Here is a 15,592-nt window from a genome sequence, read left to right as displayed (position 1 = left end):
TCGTCCTCAATGTCATAGATTTAGTCTGATTTAATTTTATTTATTCAATCGCCCCAAACTTCTCTTTAGCCATTGGCATGACACTAAACATCATCTTACCCATTGCAGTACCATTGCCATCACGATAATACTGCATCAACTCGCTACCATACTCGCGCATATCAATACTATTACTGGCATTAGGCACTTGCACGTCATTTGGTAAATTGGGAAATACCATGTTTTTGGCGCTGATAGCGGAATACTGCTGCAAAACATCTATGACCATGTTCTTACTAGCGGCGGTTTCGCTCGGAAGCTCACTGCGCATATGCTGCCATTTGAGCTGACCACGCTTATCAAATCCATACAACTCTTGCGTATCTACATTTGATAGCATTGTACTTTCTGCCGTCTTGTCTTTTGCCTCTGCCATTGTTTCCTCTATTGTCTCACTGCCACTGTCCATGCCACTCTTTATCATTGCTAGCATCTGCTGCACTAACGCTTTACTGGTAAATTTATCAGCATCTGTGTTGCCTACCTCGTCAGCCGCGCTTTCTTTGACCAGTTCTGGATATCGCTGACTCATCCGCTCGTAAATGATGCGCATATAATCTTGATAAAACTGCTCATAACTCTCAGCGCTTTGTACACGGCGAATAACTTGGTTACTTGCTAGCATTGCTGGTAGCTGATGCGCGGGTAACTTGGGAGAGAGCGAGGCTAGCGTATTAGGGGCAACATAATCAAACTGGCTAATAGGTGCGGCATCAAATGTGGCATCTAACGCGGCAAAGTGGCTTTTTATCAACTCACTACCAAAGCCTTTGGGTAAGGTACCATCATCAATGGCTAACTTTAACCATTTGTTGCGCCACTTTGTGCCGAGCTTGTCATCTAACAGTTCTGAATTAAACATTGCAAAATTATCTGCCCATAGATAAATATTACCGTTTTTCAAATCCAGATAAATAGGCTGATTCATGCTGCTTTGATGATTGCGTGCTTGATACTGCACGCTCGCCAGCATCGTCGCCTTGCCAGCCATCGGTTGATAGACGCCTTGCGCATTGATAGACAGCGGCTTTAGCACATAAGCATCTAGCAACTTTGCTTTTTTGATATCTTGCGCTGTCGATCGGTCGTCGTAATTGTCAAATAACTGTTGGTAAAACGCTGGCACAGTGATTTCACTATCATATTTACTCTCTACCCATGCCTCATAGGCATCCGTACACTCAAGATAAGTGTCTTTGAGCACCGTTCGCTGAGCATCATAATCTGCCGCTAAAATATCTTTATTTTGCGCTTCTGCTTGGGTAATTAAGGCGGCATACGCTTGATCGTGTGTGTCTTCGCAGTATTCATCGATATAGCCTGAGGCGACTGGCGCTTTAGCATCTATTTTAGTATTAATATCGCTAAACTGCTGCTCGTTACTAACCTCAAGATTGCTATGGTAACTAAAAGACTGTCGGCGCTGTTTCTGTAACGCCGTCGCCAACGCTGTCTTTGCTGCCACTGGCGTTTGCTTGGCAGTCATAGCATTAGATTGGTCAAGACTGGTAGATTGGCAGCCCGTTAATAATAGTGCCCCTGTGACCAATGCACCAGCAAATAGGCGATTGCCATTAAGAACTGACGCAAGGTTCGCTGATGAAAGACGACTTGCAATGATTTGATGTGATTTTTTCATTTTTTATCCTTATTGAATATGTGCTTGAACATGACAAGATAGCGTTATTGACTGTCTACCCTGTTGTCAGCATCGTCTTCGATATCAGTGTCATATTCTGCTGCCTCATAGCCACTATCACCATCTGCATAATCGCTACTATAGTCATCATCATTGTAATCATCGCTGCTCCCACTATAGTCATAGCGGGCATCACGTGCCGTTTGCAGTCTGTCTTTTTGTTGGCGTTGCTCTGCCATCCATGCATTGCCATCGATAGCGGCTTTAGCATTTGCGCCAAAAGACTCAGCCAATAAAGGCGTTAGTGCATGGTTATTAAAGCTGCTTTTATCATAGCGTATTTGATTCAGCACGCTGGTTGTCGAACCCATCAAGTCACCACCGATATTTACCCGCTGCTGCTTAGCAAGCAGGCGATCTGAGCGGTCTAAATAATAGTAATTTATCTGATTAAAAGAGATCGGACCTATGGCTTCAATTAGCTGCAAAAGCGAACCTACATCCGCACTTTGGTAGCCTTTATTGTATAGCTGCACTTTCGCCAGCACAGTTTTTAGCATAGCGCCATCAGGATATTTCTGTGGATTGGCATCGACATAATCCTGTAGTGACTTTGTCATGTATTTTAGGGTTTTGCCGATCATCTCACCGCTTTGCTTGCTGCCAAAATAGACTTTTACCGCTCGGCTCGCACCGACTTCTTTGGCAAAGGCATCACTGCGAATATCTACCGCGCTAAAATGCTCAGGCGCTAGCTCTGCCATGCTGCTCTGTATGGCAGCAATGGCAGCATCGTAAAGCACTGCTGGCGGCAGCTGCGCGGTAATACTCTCAGGCAACCCAAAACTAACGGTATGTGAGGTCATTTGGTTAGGTAAAGGGGTGTTTTCAGGATTAACAAGCGCCACAATAGGCATGATTGCCGATGGGTCTACCGTAACTGTACTATGGTTAAAATCGAACGCTAGCGGTATCTGTATAGATGAGCTAATCGTTGGTGTCACATAGTTATAGCTATAGACGCTCTGTAGTTGTCGCTGTTTGGGTTTGTACTGACTGACACTATTAAACGTTAAATTCTGATATTGATAAGCATTTGACGCAGCTATCTGTTCCGGCGTGCGATGGAACATACTCAGCATTTGACCAATGACGCCCGTAGATGGCGTTGATTGGCTACCTTGTTCTACATCCTCTGATTGTTGTTTTGCCATCTGTATAGTTTCATAGTTTTTTAACAGAGTGTTGGGCTTTAATTTCGAAACCCCTGAGAGAATGCCGCCCTCTGCATTGCCATATTCATCATAGCCATCGCTGTCGTAACCCTCTCGATTGTAGCCATATTCATTGTAACCGTCTGGATCATAGCCGTCTTCATCGTAGTTATACTCATCATCAACAGTCTCATCGGCATCGATGACATCGTAATCGCCATATTCACTAACCTCGTCTACAGCTGTTTCCTCACTAGCTTCTGCTAGATCGGAGTCGCTATAGTCATAACTGCCATCATTATCATTCGACCCACTTTCGTTATCATCGCTATATAAAGAGTCGCTGTCTAAATAATCATTGTCTAAATCCTCAGGCTCATAAGCATAAGCTTCTATAATCGTTCTAAGTAAGCTACTAGAGCCTGCATCAATGCTGTCTGGATCAATAAAAGGAACGGCTTGATAATTGGCTTGCGAGACTGCTACGTGTTCTGTTGCAAGATGCTGACGAATAGCTGCCAGTAAATGTGATTTGGCTTGATTGTCAGTATTGGGGTATTTTTCTTGGTCGAATAATTGCTGATAACGCTCAGCTTTGGCTGTGAGGCTGGCATTAAATGCGCGTCCTTGTGCTTGGCTCTGCGCGCTATCAGCGGTACTAAAATCAATCATACTTTTTGATGCCGCAGGCGATGATAACGCTGGGCTTGATTGACAGCCCAAAAGAGCCAGAGACGTAGTGCCAACCAGCAAGGCGATAGACGTCAATTTACCTACCTGATATACATGGTCGTTATTATTGATAGACGAATGATGACTCGTCATCTCAGAATAGTGCTGTCGATTATGATTATTAATATGATTTGATGACATAGTAATCTCTTTGTATAAATAGCCAGTCTATAATTAGTGTACATTAGTACCGTTATTTATATCACAATGCGTTACAATTTAGTAATATTAGAACCTATTTATTAAGAAAATACTTAGATTTTTTTATACAAAACAACTTTCTCACTATGGCTTTCTCGCTCAAGTAAAAAGGACTTTACAATGCCAACCTCGATATCAAAAAACAACATACGCACTGCTGACAATAATCCTCAAGGTAGAGCAAATATTAAAGCGGCTATTTTGTTAATCAGTAGCACATTTTTAGTATCACTATCTGCTCACGCGCTTGAGCCGACAACCAATCAATCAACTACTATCAACCAAACATCGATTAACACTAGCGCCATCAATCTCGCGATTATGGCTGATAATCCTACTGTAATATCTGAAACTCAGCGTGTGACAAGAGCCAAAATCAATGCCCTCACTTCCACGATTAACAATGCCAAGACCGATCAAGCCATCTATTCTGAAGATGCGATTCACCACCCTGTTTGGGCAAAGAACAGCATGGTCGCCACCCAAGAAGCCCTCGCCTCTGATATTGGACTCAAGATTTTAAAAGACGGTGGTAATGCGGTTGATGCTGGCGTCGCCGTTGGCTTTGCCTTAGCAGTGACCTTACCCCGCGCTGGGAATATCGGTGGTGGTGGATTTATGATGATTTATGATGCCAAGCAAGGCAAAACGGTCGCACTCGATTACCGTGAAAAAGCACCGAGTAGTGCCTCGCGTGATATGTATCTCGATGAGGATGGCAATGCGGTCAGCGACTTGTCTCGTTATCACGGTCTAGCAGTTGGCGTACCGGGGACGGTCGCAGGATTACTTAAAGCGTTAGAAGATCATGGCACCATGAGCCGCGGACAAGTGATGGCACCTGCAATTGCACTGGCTGAGGACGGTATAGAAGTCACAGCAGGTCTGTCTGAGTCACTCACAGCATTAAGCGATCGCATGCAAAAATGGCCAAGCACGAAAAAGATATTTTTTAAACCTGATGGTAGCGCCTATCAACCCGGTGAGCGTTTAAAACAGCCTGAATTGGCAAAATCGCTTAAGCTGATTGCCGCAAAAGGGGCGGATGGATTCTATAAAGGAGAAACCGCAAGTAAGTTAGTCAAGGCTGTCAACGAGGCTGGCGGTAGCATGAGCTTACAAGATTTAGCCAACTATGAAGCTATCGCTCGCGAGCCCGTCAAAGGCGATTATCGTGGTTATGAGATTGTCTCGATGCCACCGCCGTCTTCTGGTGGTATTCATATCGTGCAAATCTTAAATATCTTAGAAGGTTATCCGCTAAAAGACTACGGTCAAAACAGCGCGCAAACCATTCATTTAATGGCCGAAGCGATGCAGCTCGCTTATGCGGATCGCTCAGAGTATTTAGGTGATTCTGACTTTATCGATGTGCCTGCTAGCGGCTTAACCTCAGAGGCTTATGCGGATAAACTACGCACCTTAATCAATCCAGACAAAGCCACGCCAGCGTCTACCATCAAAGCCAACAACCCTCTACCGTATGAAAGTGATCAAACCACGCATTTCTCTGTTGTCGATAAAGACGGCAACGCGGTAGCCAATACTTATACGCTAAACTTCTCTTATGGCACAGGGTTAGTCGCTGAAGGTACGGGTATCCTACTCAATAATGAAATGGATGATTTTTCTGCCAAACCCGGCGTACCAAATGGTTATGGATTATTGGGCGGTGAAGCAAATGCCGTTGAAGCCAATAAACGTCCATTATCGTCTATGAGTCCGACGCTGGTCTTTAAAGACAGTAAACCATATATCGTCACAGGTAGCCCTGGTGGTAGCCGCATCATTACCACTGTCACTCAAATAATCTCGAATGTCATTGATCATGATATGAATATCGCTGAGGCCACTCACGCACCGCGTATCCATGACCAATGGCTGCCTGATGAGATTCGGGTCGAAAAAGCACTGAATATTGATACGGTTAAAAAGCTTGAATCAATGGGTCATATGGTCAGTCCAAAATCAGCCATGGGTTCGACTCAGTCGATTATGATCACGCCAAATGGTGTCTATGGCTCATCTGATCCGCGTATCGTTGATGCAGCTGTGGTTGGGTATTAATCATAATACTAGAGGGTATTATGCAGATAATCAAACTCACACTAATATTGACCAGCATATTAGGCCTCACTGCCTGTATCGATTTGGGTGCACGGTTTATGTATGAACAAGACTATTTAGAAACTGACTCTGGCAATGCAGTAGGAAGATGTACCACAGAGATCAATCCAGCAACAGACAAACTTCTTTTTTCGCCACTGCCCGAAAGATCGGCAAAAGGATACTGGGAAGACAACAACTTACCTCAAGGCACACTGTATTTTGTTTGTGACGGGAGCACACCCTTATTACCAAAGGACTGTCAAGGAAACGAGCTGACCACGCCGCAGCTGCGTCGCTATTGGAAAAAATATGACTTGCCTGTGGGTACTAAAAGATTTGACTGCAGAAACGGTTTACCTAGTGTACCAGTGGATAGCTAGTTATTAATCTAATTAAGCTGTCTGTCTTATCTATCATCAAATAGTGGTGATATCACAAAGATATGGTGTAGCACTTAAATACATAATGACAGCATCATGCTATAGCATAAATAAAGGCACACTTATGAAAAGTATCAAACTCGCCATATTGTCACTGCTTATTGCATCGCTCACGGCCTGCATTGTCTTTGGAAAAGATGTATCTCGTGAATTAAAGGGAGTGTTTATGAAAGAGAGTAACACGGGGTTTTCTACAGCAGTATTTGCGCCACGCTACTACCCCATTGAGCTGGTCGCGGGTGAGTCATTTTGGATGTATGACGATGGTTCAAGACGCGGTTTTTATGCGCACGCAGGCGGCGGCTGGCGGACAGCAGGTGCAGATGCGTCAGGTGGCTATCGCATTCCTGATGGCATCAATCTCACGTGGCTGGCGCCCATAGAAGGCAAATACTATCATATCAGAGCCAGACTGTCCAAAGCAGAGATAGAAAAGAAGTTTAAGCGCAAGCTCACTATGGATTTCGAAGACACACCAGATACTGAACAGTTTAAGCAGATTCAGCTGGCGCTGGCTCCTGGTGGCTTCGTCTCTATGCGTCTCGGTTGGGCAGAAGTTGTAGAGGTAGCACAGTTTCAAGCAGAAGAAATAGATATTCCATGGGAATATTTTGCACAGGCCAATCATTTTAATCCTGAAGGCTTAAGTGAAGAAGAATATCTATCAGGGTTTGTTGAGGATCAGCCCGAAGAGATACAAGCGCAAACAGCCAACGGCATCTTTCCTATTGGCAGATGGAAAGCCTTTAATACCCAAAAGTTTCCATGGTATCTCTCCACGCCGCTTGATGTATATGGTTACACAGAATTCTTGATTAATGGGAACACGACATTTACCCCACAGTCTGAAGTAGACTTAACCACATACAAGAGTGAAAAAGCACTGCCTGCTTGGTATCGACTATACTTTAAACATGAGGGCCAACGGTATCAAGCCATTATTCGCTTTAGCCAAAGTTCTCCAAGTGCCAAAGAAATGCCCGATGGCGATGTAGAGCAGTTTGAGATTTTTAAAACTTTTTTTGCGGAAAACAAAGAGCCTGCAGCACTAATGGTCAACATTGTTGATGGTGAGCTGGTTGCTTATCTAACCGTTGATGGTGTCACCAAGCAAAATGTACCCTTACATGGTAGTTTTTATCGTCTACTAAAAGAGGATGAATATAAATGGTTCAAATAAAAAGACTCATATACTTGTAGTGGTCAACTAATTTAGGACAGATGATATGAGGTTTAGTTTATCACCCAAATATCTAAAAGCCTTTCATTCCTAAACAGAACTATAGTTCTTTCTAAACATTTCATAAATAACCGCTTTCATCGTTAAGAATGTCAGCGGTTTTTTGATAGAAAAATAATGCTTTCCCTAGCAAAAAATCTTGCCTATATCTTGTCTATTACACTGAAATAAGATCGCTGAGGTCTTTTAGTGGAATTGAAATAGCACATATCTGATGAATGCTTCCAACCTTATTACTTAGCCTAATAACTTGGAATCAGTGGTTGTCTGCGGCAAATAATGCTATTATTGACGACCCCATTTAAAACGTATCAACATGGCTATCGAGGTCTTATTTACCTTTGAACATCAATATGGATAACGGATAAACATCCTTTATTTTATCGATAGCTTATTGCTTTTGATCGTACTAGTAAGAGTCTTTTATGGCATTTGTACACTTTGGCATCCACAGCGAATATTCAATCACTGATTCTATCGTGCGTATCAAGCCGCTAGTGAAAGCTGCGGCGGCTGACCATCAGCGCGCGCTGGCATTGACCGATTTGTCCAATCTGTATGCCACGGTGAAGTTTTATCGTGCCTGCCTAGGTGCGGGTATCAAGCCCATTATCGGCAGTGAAGTCATCATGGAAAATGAAGACACACGGCTCACCTTACTCGCGATGGACAACGAGGGCTATCAAAACATCACTCGTATCGTATCGCTTGGCTTTACCGAAGGGCGCGCCGACGATGCCAATCATGGTGTACCAATCGTCAAGCGCAGTCATATTCTAGCGCATGCGGCAGGCGTGATTGTGTTATTTACTGAAAAATCAGATGTCGGTCAGGCACTGGTCGGCTCGATGCCAGAAAAAGCCGATGAGCTGCTAATAGAATGGCAGGCGCAATTTGCTGATCGCTTATATTTTGCAATTAAGCGTACCAATCGCTCAGGTGAAGACGCCTTTATTAAAGCCGCTATTCACTCTGGTGCTAAGCATCATATTCCTATCATTGCTCATAATGACGTGCGTTTCTTAGAGCAGGATGATTTCGATGCTCACGAAGCGCGGGTTTGTATCGCAGGCTCCTACGTACTTGCCGACCAAAATCGCCCGCAAACTTATTCTGATGCGCAGTATCTTAAAACCCAAGCGCAAATGCAGCAGTTATTTGCTGATATTCCGCAGGTTATTGACAATACTTTGCGCTTAGCAAGCCGTTGTAATGTGACGTTGACGCTTGGTATCAACGTATTACCTGACTTTCCTGTGCCTGAAGGTGAGACGATTGAATCGTTTTTCCGTGCAGAATCAATACGGGGTCTGAATAATCGACTAGATAAACTATTTCCCATCGAGAAACGTAGCGATAATTGGAGCGACTTTCGCCAAAGATATGATGACCGATTAGAGTATGAGCTAAAAGTTATTCTTTCAATGGGCTTTCCTGGTTACTTCCTCATCGTGATGGACTTTATCCGCTGGGCAAAAGCCAATGGCGTACCAGTCGGTCCTGGTCGTGGTTCTGGTGCAGGCTCACTCGTTGCTTATTCGCTCAATATTACCGACCTCGACCCTATTCATTACGACTTATTATTTGAGCGCTTTTTGAATCCCGAGCGTGTGTCCATGCCCGATTTCGATATTGACTTCTGTATCGAAGGTCGCGACCGCGTTATTGATTATGTGGCGCAAACCTATGGTCGTGAAGCGGTCTCGCAAATCATTACCTTTGGTACGATGGCAGCAAAAGCGGTGGTGCGTGATGTGGCACGTGCACAAAGTAAATCCTATTTCCTTGCCAGCAAAATGTCGAAACTGATACCTAAAACACCGGGTATCACCCTCAGTCAAGCACTCGAGCAAGAGCCGCAGCTCAAAGACTTAATCTCCAATCCTGACAATATGGATTATGAAGATGCCACTGAAGTGTGGGAGATGGCGATTAAGCTTGAAGGCATTTGCCGGAACGTGGGTAAACATGCTGGTGGCGTATTGATTGCGCCGCACAGAATCACAGATTTTAGCGCAATTTATTGTGATGATGAAGGTCACCGCGTCAGCCAGTTTGATAAAGATGACGTTGAAGCCGTTGGGCTAGTAAAATTTGACTTTTTGGGTCTACGTAACTTGACTGTGATTGATGCCGCTGTCAGAAATATCAACCTGCGCCGTGCAAAAGAAGGTAAAGATGCGTTGGTGTTAGAAGACCTACCGTTAGATGATAAAAAAGCCTACAAGCTCTTGCAAGATGCCAAGACCACTGCGGTCTTTCAGCTAGAAAGTATGGGCATGAAAAAGTATCTGGCGAAATTGCAACCGACCAACATCGAAGATGTGATCGCCATGTGTGCGCTTTATCGTCCGGGTCCACTCGATGCGGGTATGGTAGAGATGTATATCGACCGCAAACATGGTCGTGAGGAAGTCATCTATGACCATCCCAATCTTGAGCCGATTTTAGAAAACACCAATGGCGTTATTGTTTATCAAGAACAGGTCATGCAAATCTCGCAGGTCATGGCAGGCTATAGCTTGGGTGGCGCGGATATGCTTCGCCGTGCTATGGGTAAAAAGAAACCTGAGGAAATGGCTAAGCAGCGCGATATCTTCATCACGGGTGCAACCGAGCAAGGTATTGATGAAGCAACGTCAGGCGGCGTGTTTGACTTGATGGAGAAGTTCGCCGGTTACGGTTTTAACCGCTCGCATTCGGCTGCTTATGGTGTACTCGCTTATCAGACCGCGTATCTCAAACAATACTACCCTGCCGAATTTATGGCAGCGGTACTGACCTCTGATATGAACAATACCGATAACGTGGTGTTCTTTATCAATGATTGCCGTGAAAACTTTGATTTGACCGTGGTTAATCCATCGGTAAATCGCAGTGAATGGCATTTTGTTGCCGATACCCCAACCAATATCATTTATGGCTTGGGTGCGATTAAAGGCGTCGGTGAAGGCGCGGTTGAGTCTATCGTTGATGCACGCCGCCGTGAAGGACCGTTTAAAGATCTCTATGATTTTTGTCGCCGCGTTGATATTAAAAAGGTTAATAAACGCACTTTAGAGGGACTGATAAACGCTGGTTGTTTTGATGACTTTGCAGCCACCCTACGACCAGATTTACCAGCCGATGAAGCGTACGAGATTCGCGGCGCATTAATGAGCCAGCTGCCAAGTGCCGTACAAGCTGCTGAACAAGACCGTCAAAACCGTGAAATCGGCATGATGGATTTGTTTGGTGAAATGGATGGTGTCGTCGCCGCGCCGCCACTGGTTATGACGCCAGAGCTGATTTGGGGTGATAAACATCGTTTAAAAGCAGAAAAGAACACCTTAGGATTGTATTTGACGGGTCATCCAATCAATGAATACTTGGATGAGTTAAAACGCTATACCTCAGGCACTCGTCTCGATAAACTGACTGACACGGGCTATAACGGTAGCTGTTATTTCGCCGGATTGATTATTGATATTGCCAACTTTGGTAATCGCAATGTCATTATCTTAGATGACGGCACTTCAAGGCTGGAAGTAAGCTGCTATGCCGAGCGTTTCAATCGTGTCAAAGAACAGTTAAAAATTGATGAAGTCGTTATCATCAAAGGCAGCATTCGTGAGCGTGATGGGCGTTTATTTGCCCGTCTTGATAGTGCCATGAGCATGGTCGATGCGCGCCTAAGATGGATGAAAAAAATCAGTATCAAAATTCATGGCAGCGATATCAATCTGCTGACGCGACTGCAACCGTTACTCAAGTCCGCGCAAGCCAGCATTATTCCAGCACCAAAACTGTCTCATGACAACGAGCAAGACGAGCAAAGTGGCAGCTTTAATGGCAATAGTGGCTACGATGCAGCGATGGGCGGAAGTTTGTATGATGAAAATGGCAATGATTTATTGGCGCTAGAAAATGACATAAATCAAAATAGTGCTAATCAAAGTTATGCCAATAATGCTTTGAGCAATACCGATGCCTCCATTAATGATAATTGTCTGCCACTGGGACTGAGCATTTATGAGGAATTTGGCATCGCTAACGTAGGGCTATCTGAGCACTGGCGCATCTATCCCAACGATGACAACTTACAGCAATTAAAGAATATGGTTAGTGAAGACAATTTACATTTCCATTATAGCTAGGGCGTATCCTCACTTTAAAAATGGTAATAAAAATGAGATAAATTGCCGTCAAACAAGGAAGATAGCGCCGTTAATATCGAGATACTGATAAGCTATTGACGATGTTTAACAAAATTTAGCCATTTTTAGCCCATTTAGAGAGTAATTGATTGAATTGAGGACACGCCCTAATACCTGAAGAACATTGACGTATTTATTACAAACCCTTTACCGTTTTAACTTTTAGAATTGGACATAAAACCATGGATGAAACCCCAAATAAAAATATGGCTCACCAAGCTGAAGAAATCATTAATCATGAGCAATTTGAAGACATGCGTGATTTGTTAGAAGAAGACTTTGCTGATTTGATACAAGTGTATATCACTGACAGTCAGCAGCGAGTAAGTGCGCTGCGAGTCGCTCAGCAAGAAAATGACAATGCCAATGGTTTTGAAGTTGCTCATGCGCTAAAAGGGGCCAGCGCCAACTTGGGCACGACCCAATTAATGAACTTGAGCAGCCAGTTACAAGAGCGCTGCCGCGAGCGTCTTATCAGCGAGCAAGCGGCACTGATTGAAAATATCGCCGCCGCATTGCAACGCGCAGAACAAGAAATCAATCTAAGACTGGGGTTGTAATGAGTAATGATTCTACCCCTATATTAGCAGCATCTACTGTCAATCATACGGTGAGCGACTATTTGTCTTGTGTGCAAATTGTCATGGTTAATACCACTTTGCCTGCCAATATTGGCTCAGCAGCGCGCGCAATGCACACAATGGGCTTGTCTCGTTTGACGGTTATCGATCCCAAGCTACCAATTGATGAAACCAGTGTGTCTCATGCAGCAGGTGGCAGCGATCTGCTATCATCAGCCTTGATTGCACCTACTTTAGAATCTGCTATTGCGAATTGCCAGCTGGTATTTGCTGCCAGCAGTCGCAGTCGTCATTTGCCCCGCCCTGTCGTGACACCCACGCAAGCTGCTAAGATTATGTTTGATTTTATCGATAAACAGTCGGCGTCGAGCAAAGGCGATAGCAACGCTGATACCCTATCGGTTGCTACTACTAATAAACCAAATATCGCTATCCTATTTGGGCGTGAAGATCGTGGATTGACCAATGAAGAGTTAGCTTATGCCGATTATCATATCCAAATCGATGCCAACCCTGCTTATCCTGTACTCAATGTCGCGTCAGCCGTGCAAGTAATCGCTAGCTTTATTTTTGCTTACGCGCAATCACACACTCAGACAGCGGATAGTTTAGATACTGCTTTGAGCACTACTACTCAGCCAATGCTCGATGTACATTTACGTCAGCAATGGGATGAACCCGCCATTAGCCAGCAACAACTGCAACAGCTGACTCAGCGCACGACAGAGCTGATGGTTCAGCGCGGACTGGCCGATAGCGAAAACTTGAAGTCATTACCATCGCGGCTGTCACGACTGGGCTCACGCTTACAGCTTGATCAAAAAGAGTATCAGCTATTAAGCGCATTAATTGCCAAACTTGCAAAAGACTAAAGCTTTTAATATGCAAATTTTCAGGCGTTGAGTTGCTATTGCATTAGCAGCCGTAGCATTTACAAATGCTATGATTTTAAAAATGATAGGATTCAATAATAAAAAGGAATTGATGATGAATTGGAACGTTTATTTGTCTGGAGAAATACACACTGACTGGCGACAAAAAATCATGCAAGGCGCGAAAGACAAAGGTTTAGATATTACCTTTACCTCCGCAGTGACTGATCATGAAGCCAGCGATGCCGCCGGTGACGTACTCGGTAAAAATGACAATGGGTTCTGGCGCGACCATAAATCATCAAAAGTTAATGCGATTCGCACCAAAAACATGATTCAAAAGTGCGACATTGCTATTATTCGTTTTGGTGATAAATATAAGCAGTGGAACGCTGCATTCGATGCTGGCTACTGCGCGGCTTTAGGCAAGCCGTACATTACCCTACATGCTGAAGATATTATCCATCCGCTAAAAGAAGTCGATGCGGCGGCAATGGCATGGGCGCAAACGCCAGAGCAAGTTGTTGAGCTGCTAAAATATGTTGTCAGTGATAGTTAAATCATAAATAATTGCCTGTAGATAAATTGTCAATGATTGGCATTTTATCTGTCAGTCGTCTATTTTTATTTATCGCTCATCGCTATATTTTGTGCTGCAAAGCTGCTATAACTAAATTGATTGTAATCAAAAATACGATAGGACAATTTATGTCATTGCCAACTGCCTTATTCAAATCACTTTCACGCATCAAAAAAGACATAACAGAAGATATCGATGCGGTATTTAACCGTGACCCTGCTGCACGTAATAGCTTAGAAGTCATCCTGACCTATCCTGGTATTCATGCACTTATTTTGCATCGCGGTGCCCATTGTCTGTGGCAAAACGAGCAAAAGCTGGCGGCGCGAGTAATTTCTTATGGCTCACGCATCATCACAGGTATCGAGATACACCCTGCTGCCAAAATCGGTCGACGGTTTTTTATTGATCATGGTATGGGCATTGTCATTGGCGAAACGGCAGAGATTGGCAATGATGTGACGCTTTATCACGGGGTCACGCTTGGCGGCGTCTCTTGGAATAATGGCAAGCGCCACCCTACTTTGGAAGATGGGGTTATCGTTGGTGCTGGTGCTAAAGTATTGGGACCATTTACTGTCGGTAAAGGCGCTAAAATTGGCTCAAATGCCGTCGTAGTAAAGGCAGTACCAGCAGGTGCGACCATGGTCGGCAGCGCCGCTCGGATGATATCAGACCATCACGACGAAAAAGGCAATCCGATTGTTAAAAAGGTCGATGACGCCAAGCAACAAGAAAAAGCAGCTCAAGCTGCTTCTACAGATAATGGCATAGAGAAAAAATCAATAGATGAAAAATCCACCAACCGCTCAGCACGCGAAACCGCGTTTCAAGCTTATGGCATCGACCCATCCTCACAAGATCCTGTGGCTGAAGCGTTTGCTAAAATGCTAGAGCATATCCAACAATCAGAAAATCGCCTCGATCAACTACAAACAGCGATGTGCAAAATTGATCCTGATTTTTGCAAAAAAGAATATGACAAACTATGCTTAGAGGATATCGATGTGATTGGCCGTGCTGATATAGATGAGATAGGCGCTGAGCAGAAGTAATCTTCTAGCTGTCGTCGATACTGAATGAAAAGAGGCTAAACAGCCTCTTTTTCTATTTTAACCAATTGATAAGCAGCGCTTTATGGACTAGCCAGTTAACAGACAATTTTTATAAAAAAGATGAGTCAGGCTGCGTCAAAAACTCTATTTCTTCACTACTTGAAACTCGTCCCAAAATATCATTACGATGCGGATAACGACCAAAACGATCGATAATCACTTTATGTTTAAGCTCAGCATCCACGGTATCTGCATTGGTATATTGCTTGAATAGCTTTTCTGCTTGCTGATGAATCAGTTTTGATTCGCTGTGCATATAAGGCATCAATAAAAACTTACGTTTATCCATCTTTTCAAGTGCCTCTAATGCACCGGCAGCCACCGCCTCTTGCGCGAGCGCGAGACTCATCGCATCTTGGGCAAAAGCCGCTGGCGTATCACGATAAATATTGCGCGAGAATTGATCCAATATAATAATTTCTGCTAAACGCCCCTTTATGCTGCTTCGCCATGTATAAAATTCTACGGCGGCGGCTTGCTCAAGTATACCGCTGTATCGCTCTATTAATAATTGATCAAACGCTATGTCTTTCTCAAAAAACTTCTCACTACCCACCTCGTTAAAACAGAAATTTAATATGTCGTTGTACATCATTTCCTCACTACATTATTTAAAAAAGTCAGCCAAAAGCAT

11 protein-coding genes are annotated in these 15,592 nt (G+C 44.0%); 8 read left to right on the top strand and 3 right to left on the bottom strand.

Annotation, left to right across the window (positions count from 1 at the left end; genetic code table 11):
- Positions 1 to 40 precede the first annotated feature (40 nt).
- Together ACT3S4_RS05470 and ACT3S4_RS05465 are read right to left on the bottom strand one after the other, a co-directional pair.
- Complete coding sequence (locus tag ACT3S4_RS05470) at positions 41 to 1,678, bottom strand: hypothetical protein (protein ID WP_443518346.1); 1,638 nt, start codon at positions 1,676 to 1,678, stop codon at positions 41 to 43.
- A 44-nt stretch (positions 1,679 to 1,722) separates the two neighbouring features.
- Positions 1,723 to 3,765 carry a hypothetical protein gene (locus ACT3S4_RS05465; RefSeq protein WP_444760653.1) on the bottom strand — a complete coding sequence of 681 codons (2,043 nt, stop codon included), beginning with the start codon at positions 3,763 to 3,765 and terminating at the stop codon, positions 1,723 to 1,725.
- Between the two features lie 180 nt (positions 3,766 to 3,945).
- Between ACT3S4_RS05465 and ggt the strand changes: the two genes are divergently transcribed.
- The 8 genes from ggt to cysE all read left to right on the top strand — a co-directional run bounded on the left by ggt (position 3,946) and on the right by cysE (position 14,898).
- Positions 3,946 to 5,892: a gamma-glutamyltransferase gene (gene ggt, locus ACT3S4_RS05460; RefSeq protein ID WP_443518343.1), complete on the top strand. Its 1,947-nt coding sequence runs from the start codon at positions 3,946 to 3,948 to the stop codon at positions 5,890 to 5,892.
- A 20-nt stretch (positions 5,893 to 5,912) separates the two neighbouring features.
- Entirely contained in the window at positions 5,913 to 6,314 is a 402-nt protein-coding gene (locus ACT3S4_RS05455; protein WP_443518341.1) for a hypothetical protein, read from the top strand.
- A 124-nt stretch (positions 6,315 to 6,438) separates the two neighbouring features.
- Complete coding sequence (locus ACT3S4_RS05450) at positions 6,439 to 7,554, top strand: DUF2931 family protein (RefSeq protein ID WP_443518340.1); 1,116 nt, start codon at positions 6,439 to 6,441, stop codon at positions 7,552 to 7,554.
- Positions 7,555 to 8,039: 485 nt separating this feature from the next.
- Positions 8,040 to 11,750, top strand: a complete 3,711-nt coding sequence (dnaE, locus tag ACT3S4_RS05445; protein ID WP_444760652.1) for a DNA polymerase III subunit alpha — start codon at positions 8,040 to 8,042, stop codon at positions 11,748 to 11,750.
- A 242-nt stretch (positions 11,751 to 11,992) separates the two neighbouring features.
- Entirely contained in the window at positions 11,993 to 12,370 is a 378-nt protein-coding gene (locus tag ACT3S4_RS05440) for an Hpt domain-containing protein (RefSeq protein WP_201553749.1), read from the top strand.
- On the top strand, positions 12,370 to 13,263 hold the full coding sequence (locus ACT3S4_RS05435) for an RNA methyltransferase (RefSeq protein WP_444760651.1): 894 nt from the start codon (positions 12,370 to 12,372) through the stop codon (positions 13,261 to 13,263). The genes ACT3S4_RS05440 and ACT3S4_RS05435 overlap by 1 nt, the downstream gene beginning before the upstream one ends.
- Before the next feature lie 115 nt (positions 13,264 to 13,378).
- Complete coding sequence (locus tag ACT3S4_RS05430) at positions 13,379 to 13,822, top strand: YtoQ family protein (RefSeq protein WP_444760650.1); 444 nt, start codon at positions 13,379 to 13,381, stop codon at positions 13,820 to 13,822.
- Between the two features lie 149 nt (positions 13,823 to 13,971).
- Positions 13,972 to 14,898 carry a serine O-acetyltransferase gene (gene cysE, locus ACT3S4_RS05425; RefSeq protein WP_444760649.1) on the top strand — a complete coding sequence of 309 codons (927 nt, stop codon included), beginning with the start codon at positions 13,972 to 13,974 and terminating at the stop codon, positions 14,896 to 14,898.
- A 109-nt stretch (positions 14,899 to 15,007) separates the two neighbouring features.
- On the opposite strand, the gene ACT3S4_RS05420 is transcribed toward cysE, so the two are convergent.
- Positions 15,008 to 15,553: a DUF924 family protein gene (locus ACT3S4_RS05420; RefSeq protein ID WP_444760648.1), complete on the bottom strand. Its 546-nt coding sequence runs from the start codon at positions 15,551 to 15,553 to the stop codon at positions 15,008 to 15,010.
- Positions 15,554 to 15,592 lie beyond the last annotated feature (39 nt).

Source organism: Psychrobacter sp. AOP30-A2-5 (assembly GCF_052378115.1).
Taxonomy (GTDB): domain Bacteria; phylum Pseudomonadota; class Gammaproteobacteria; order Pseudomonadales; family Moraxellaceae; genus Psychrobacter.
This window is presented reverse-complemented; position numbering and strand designations above follow the sequence as displayed.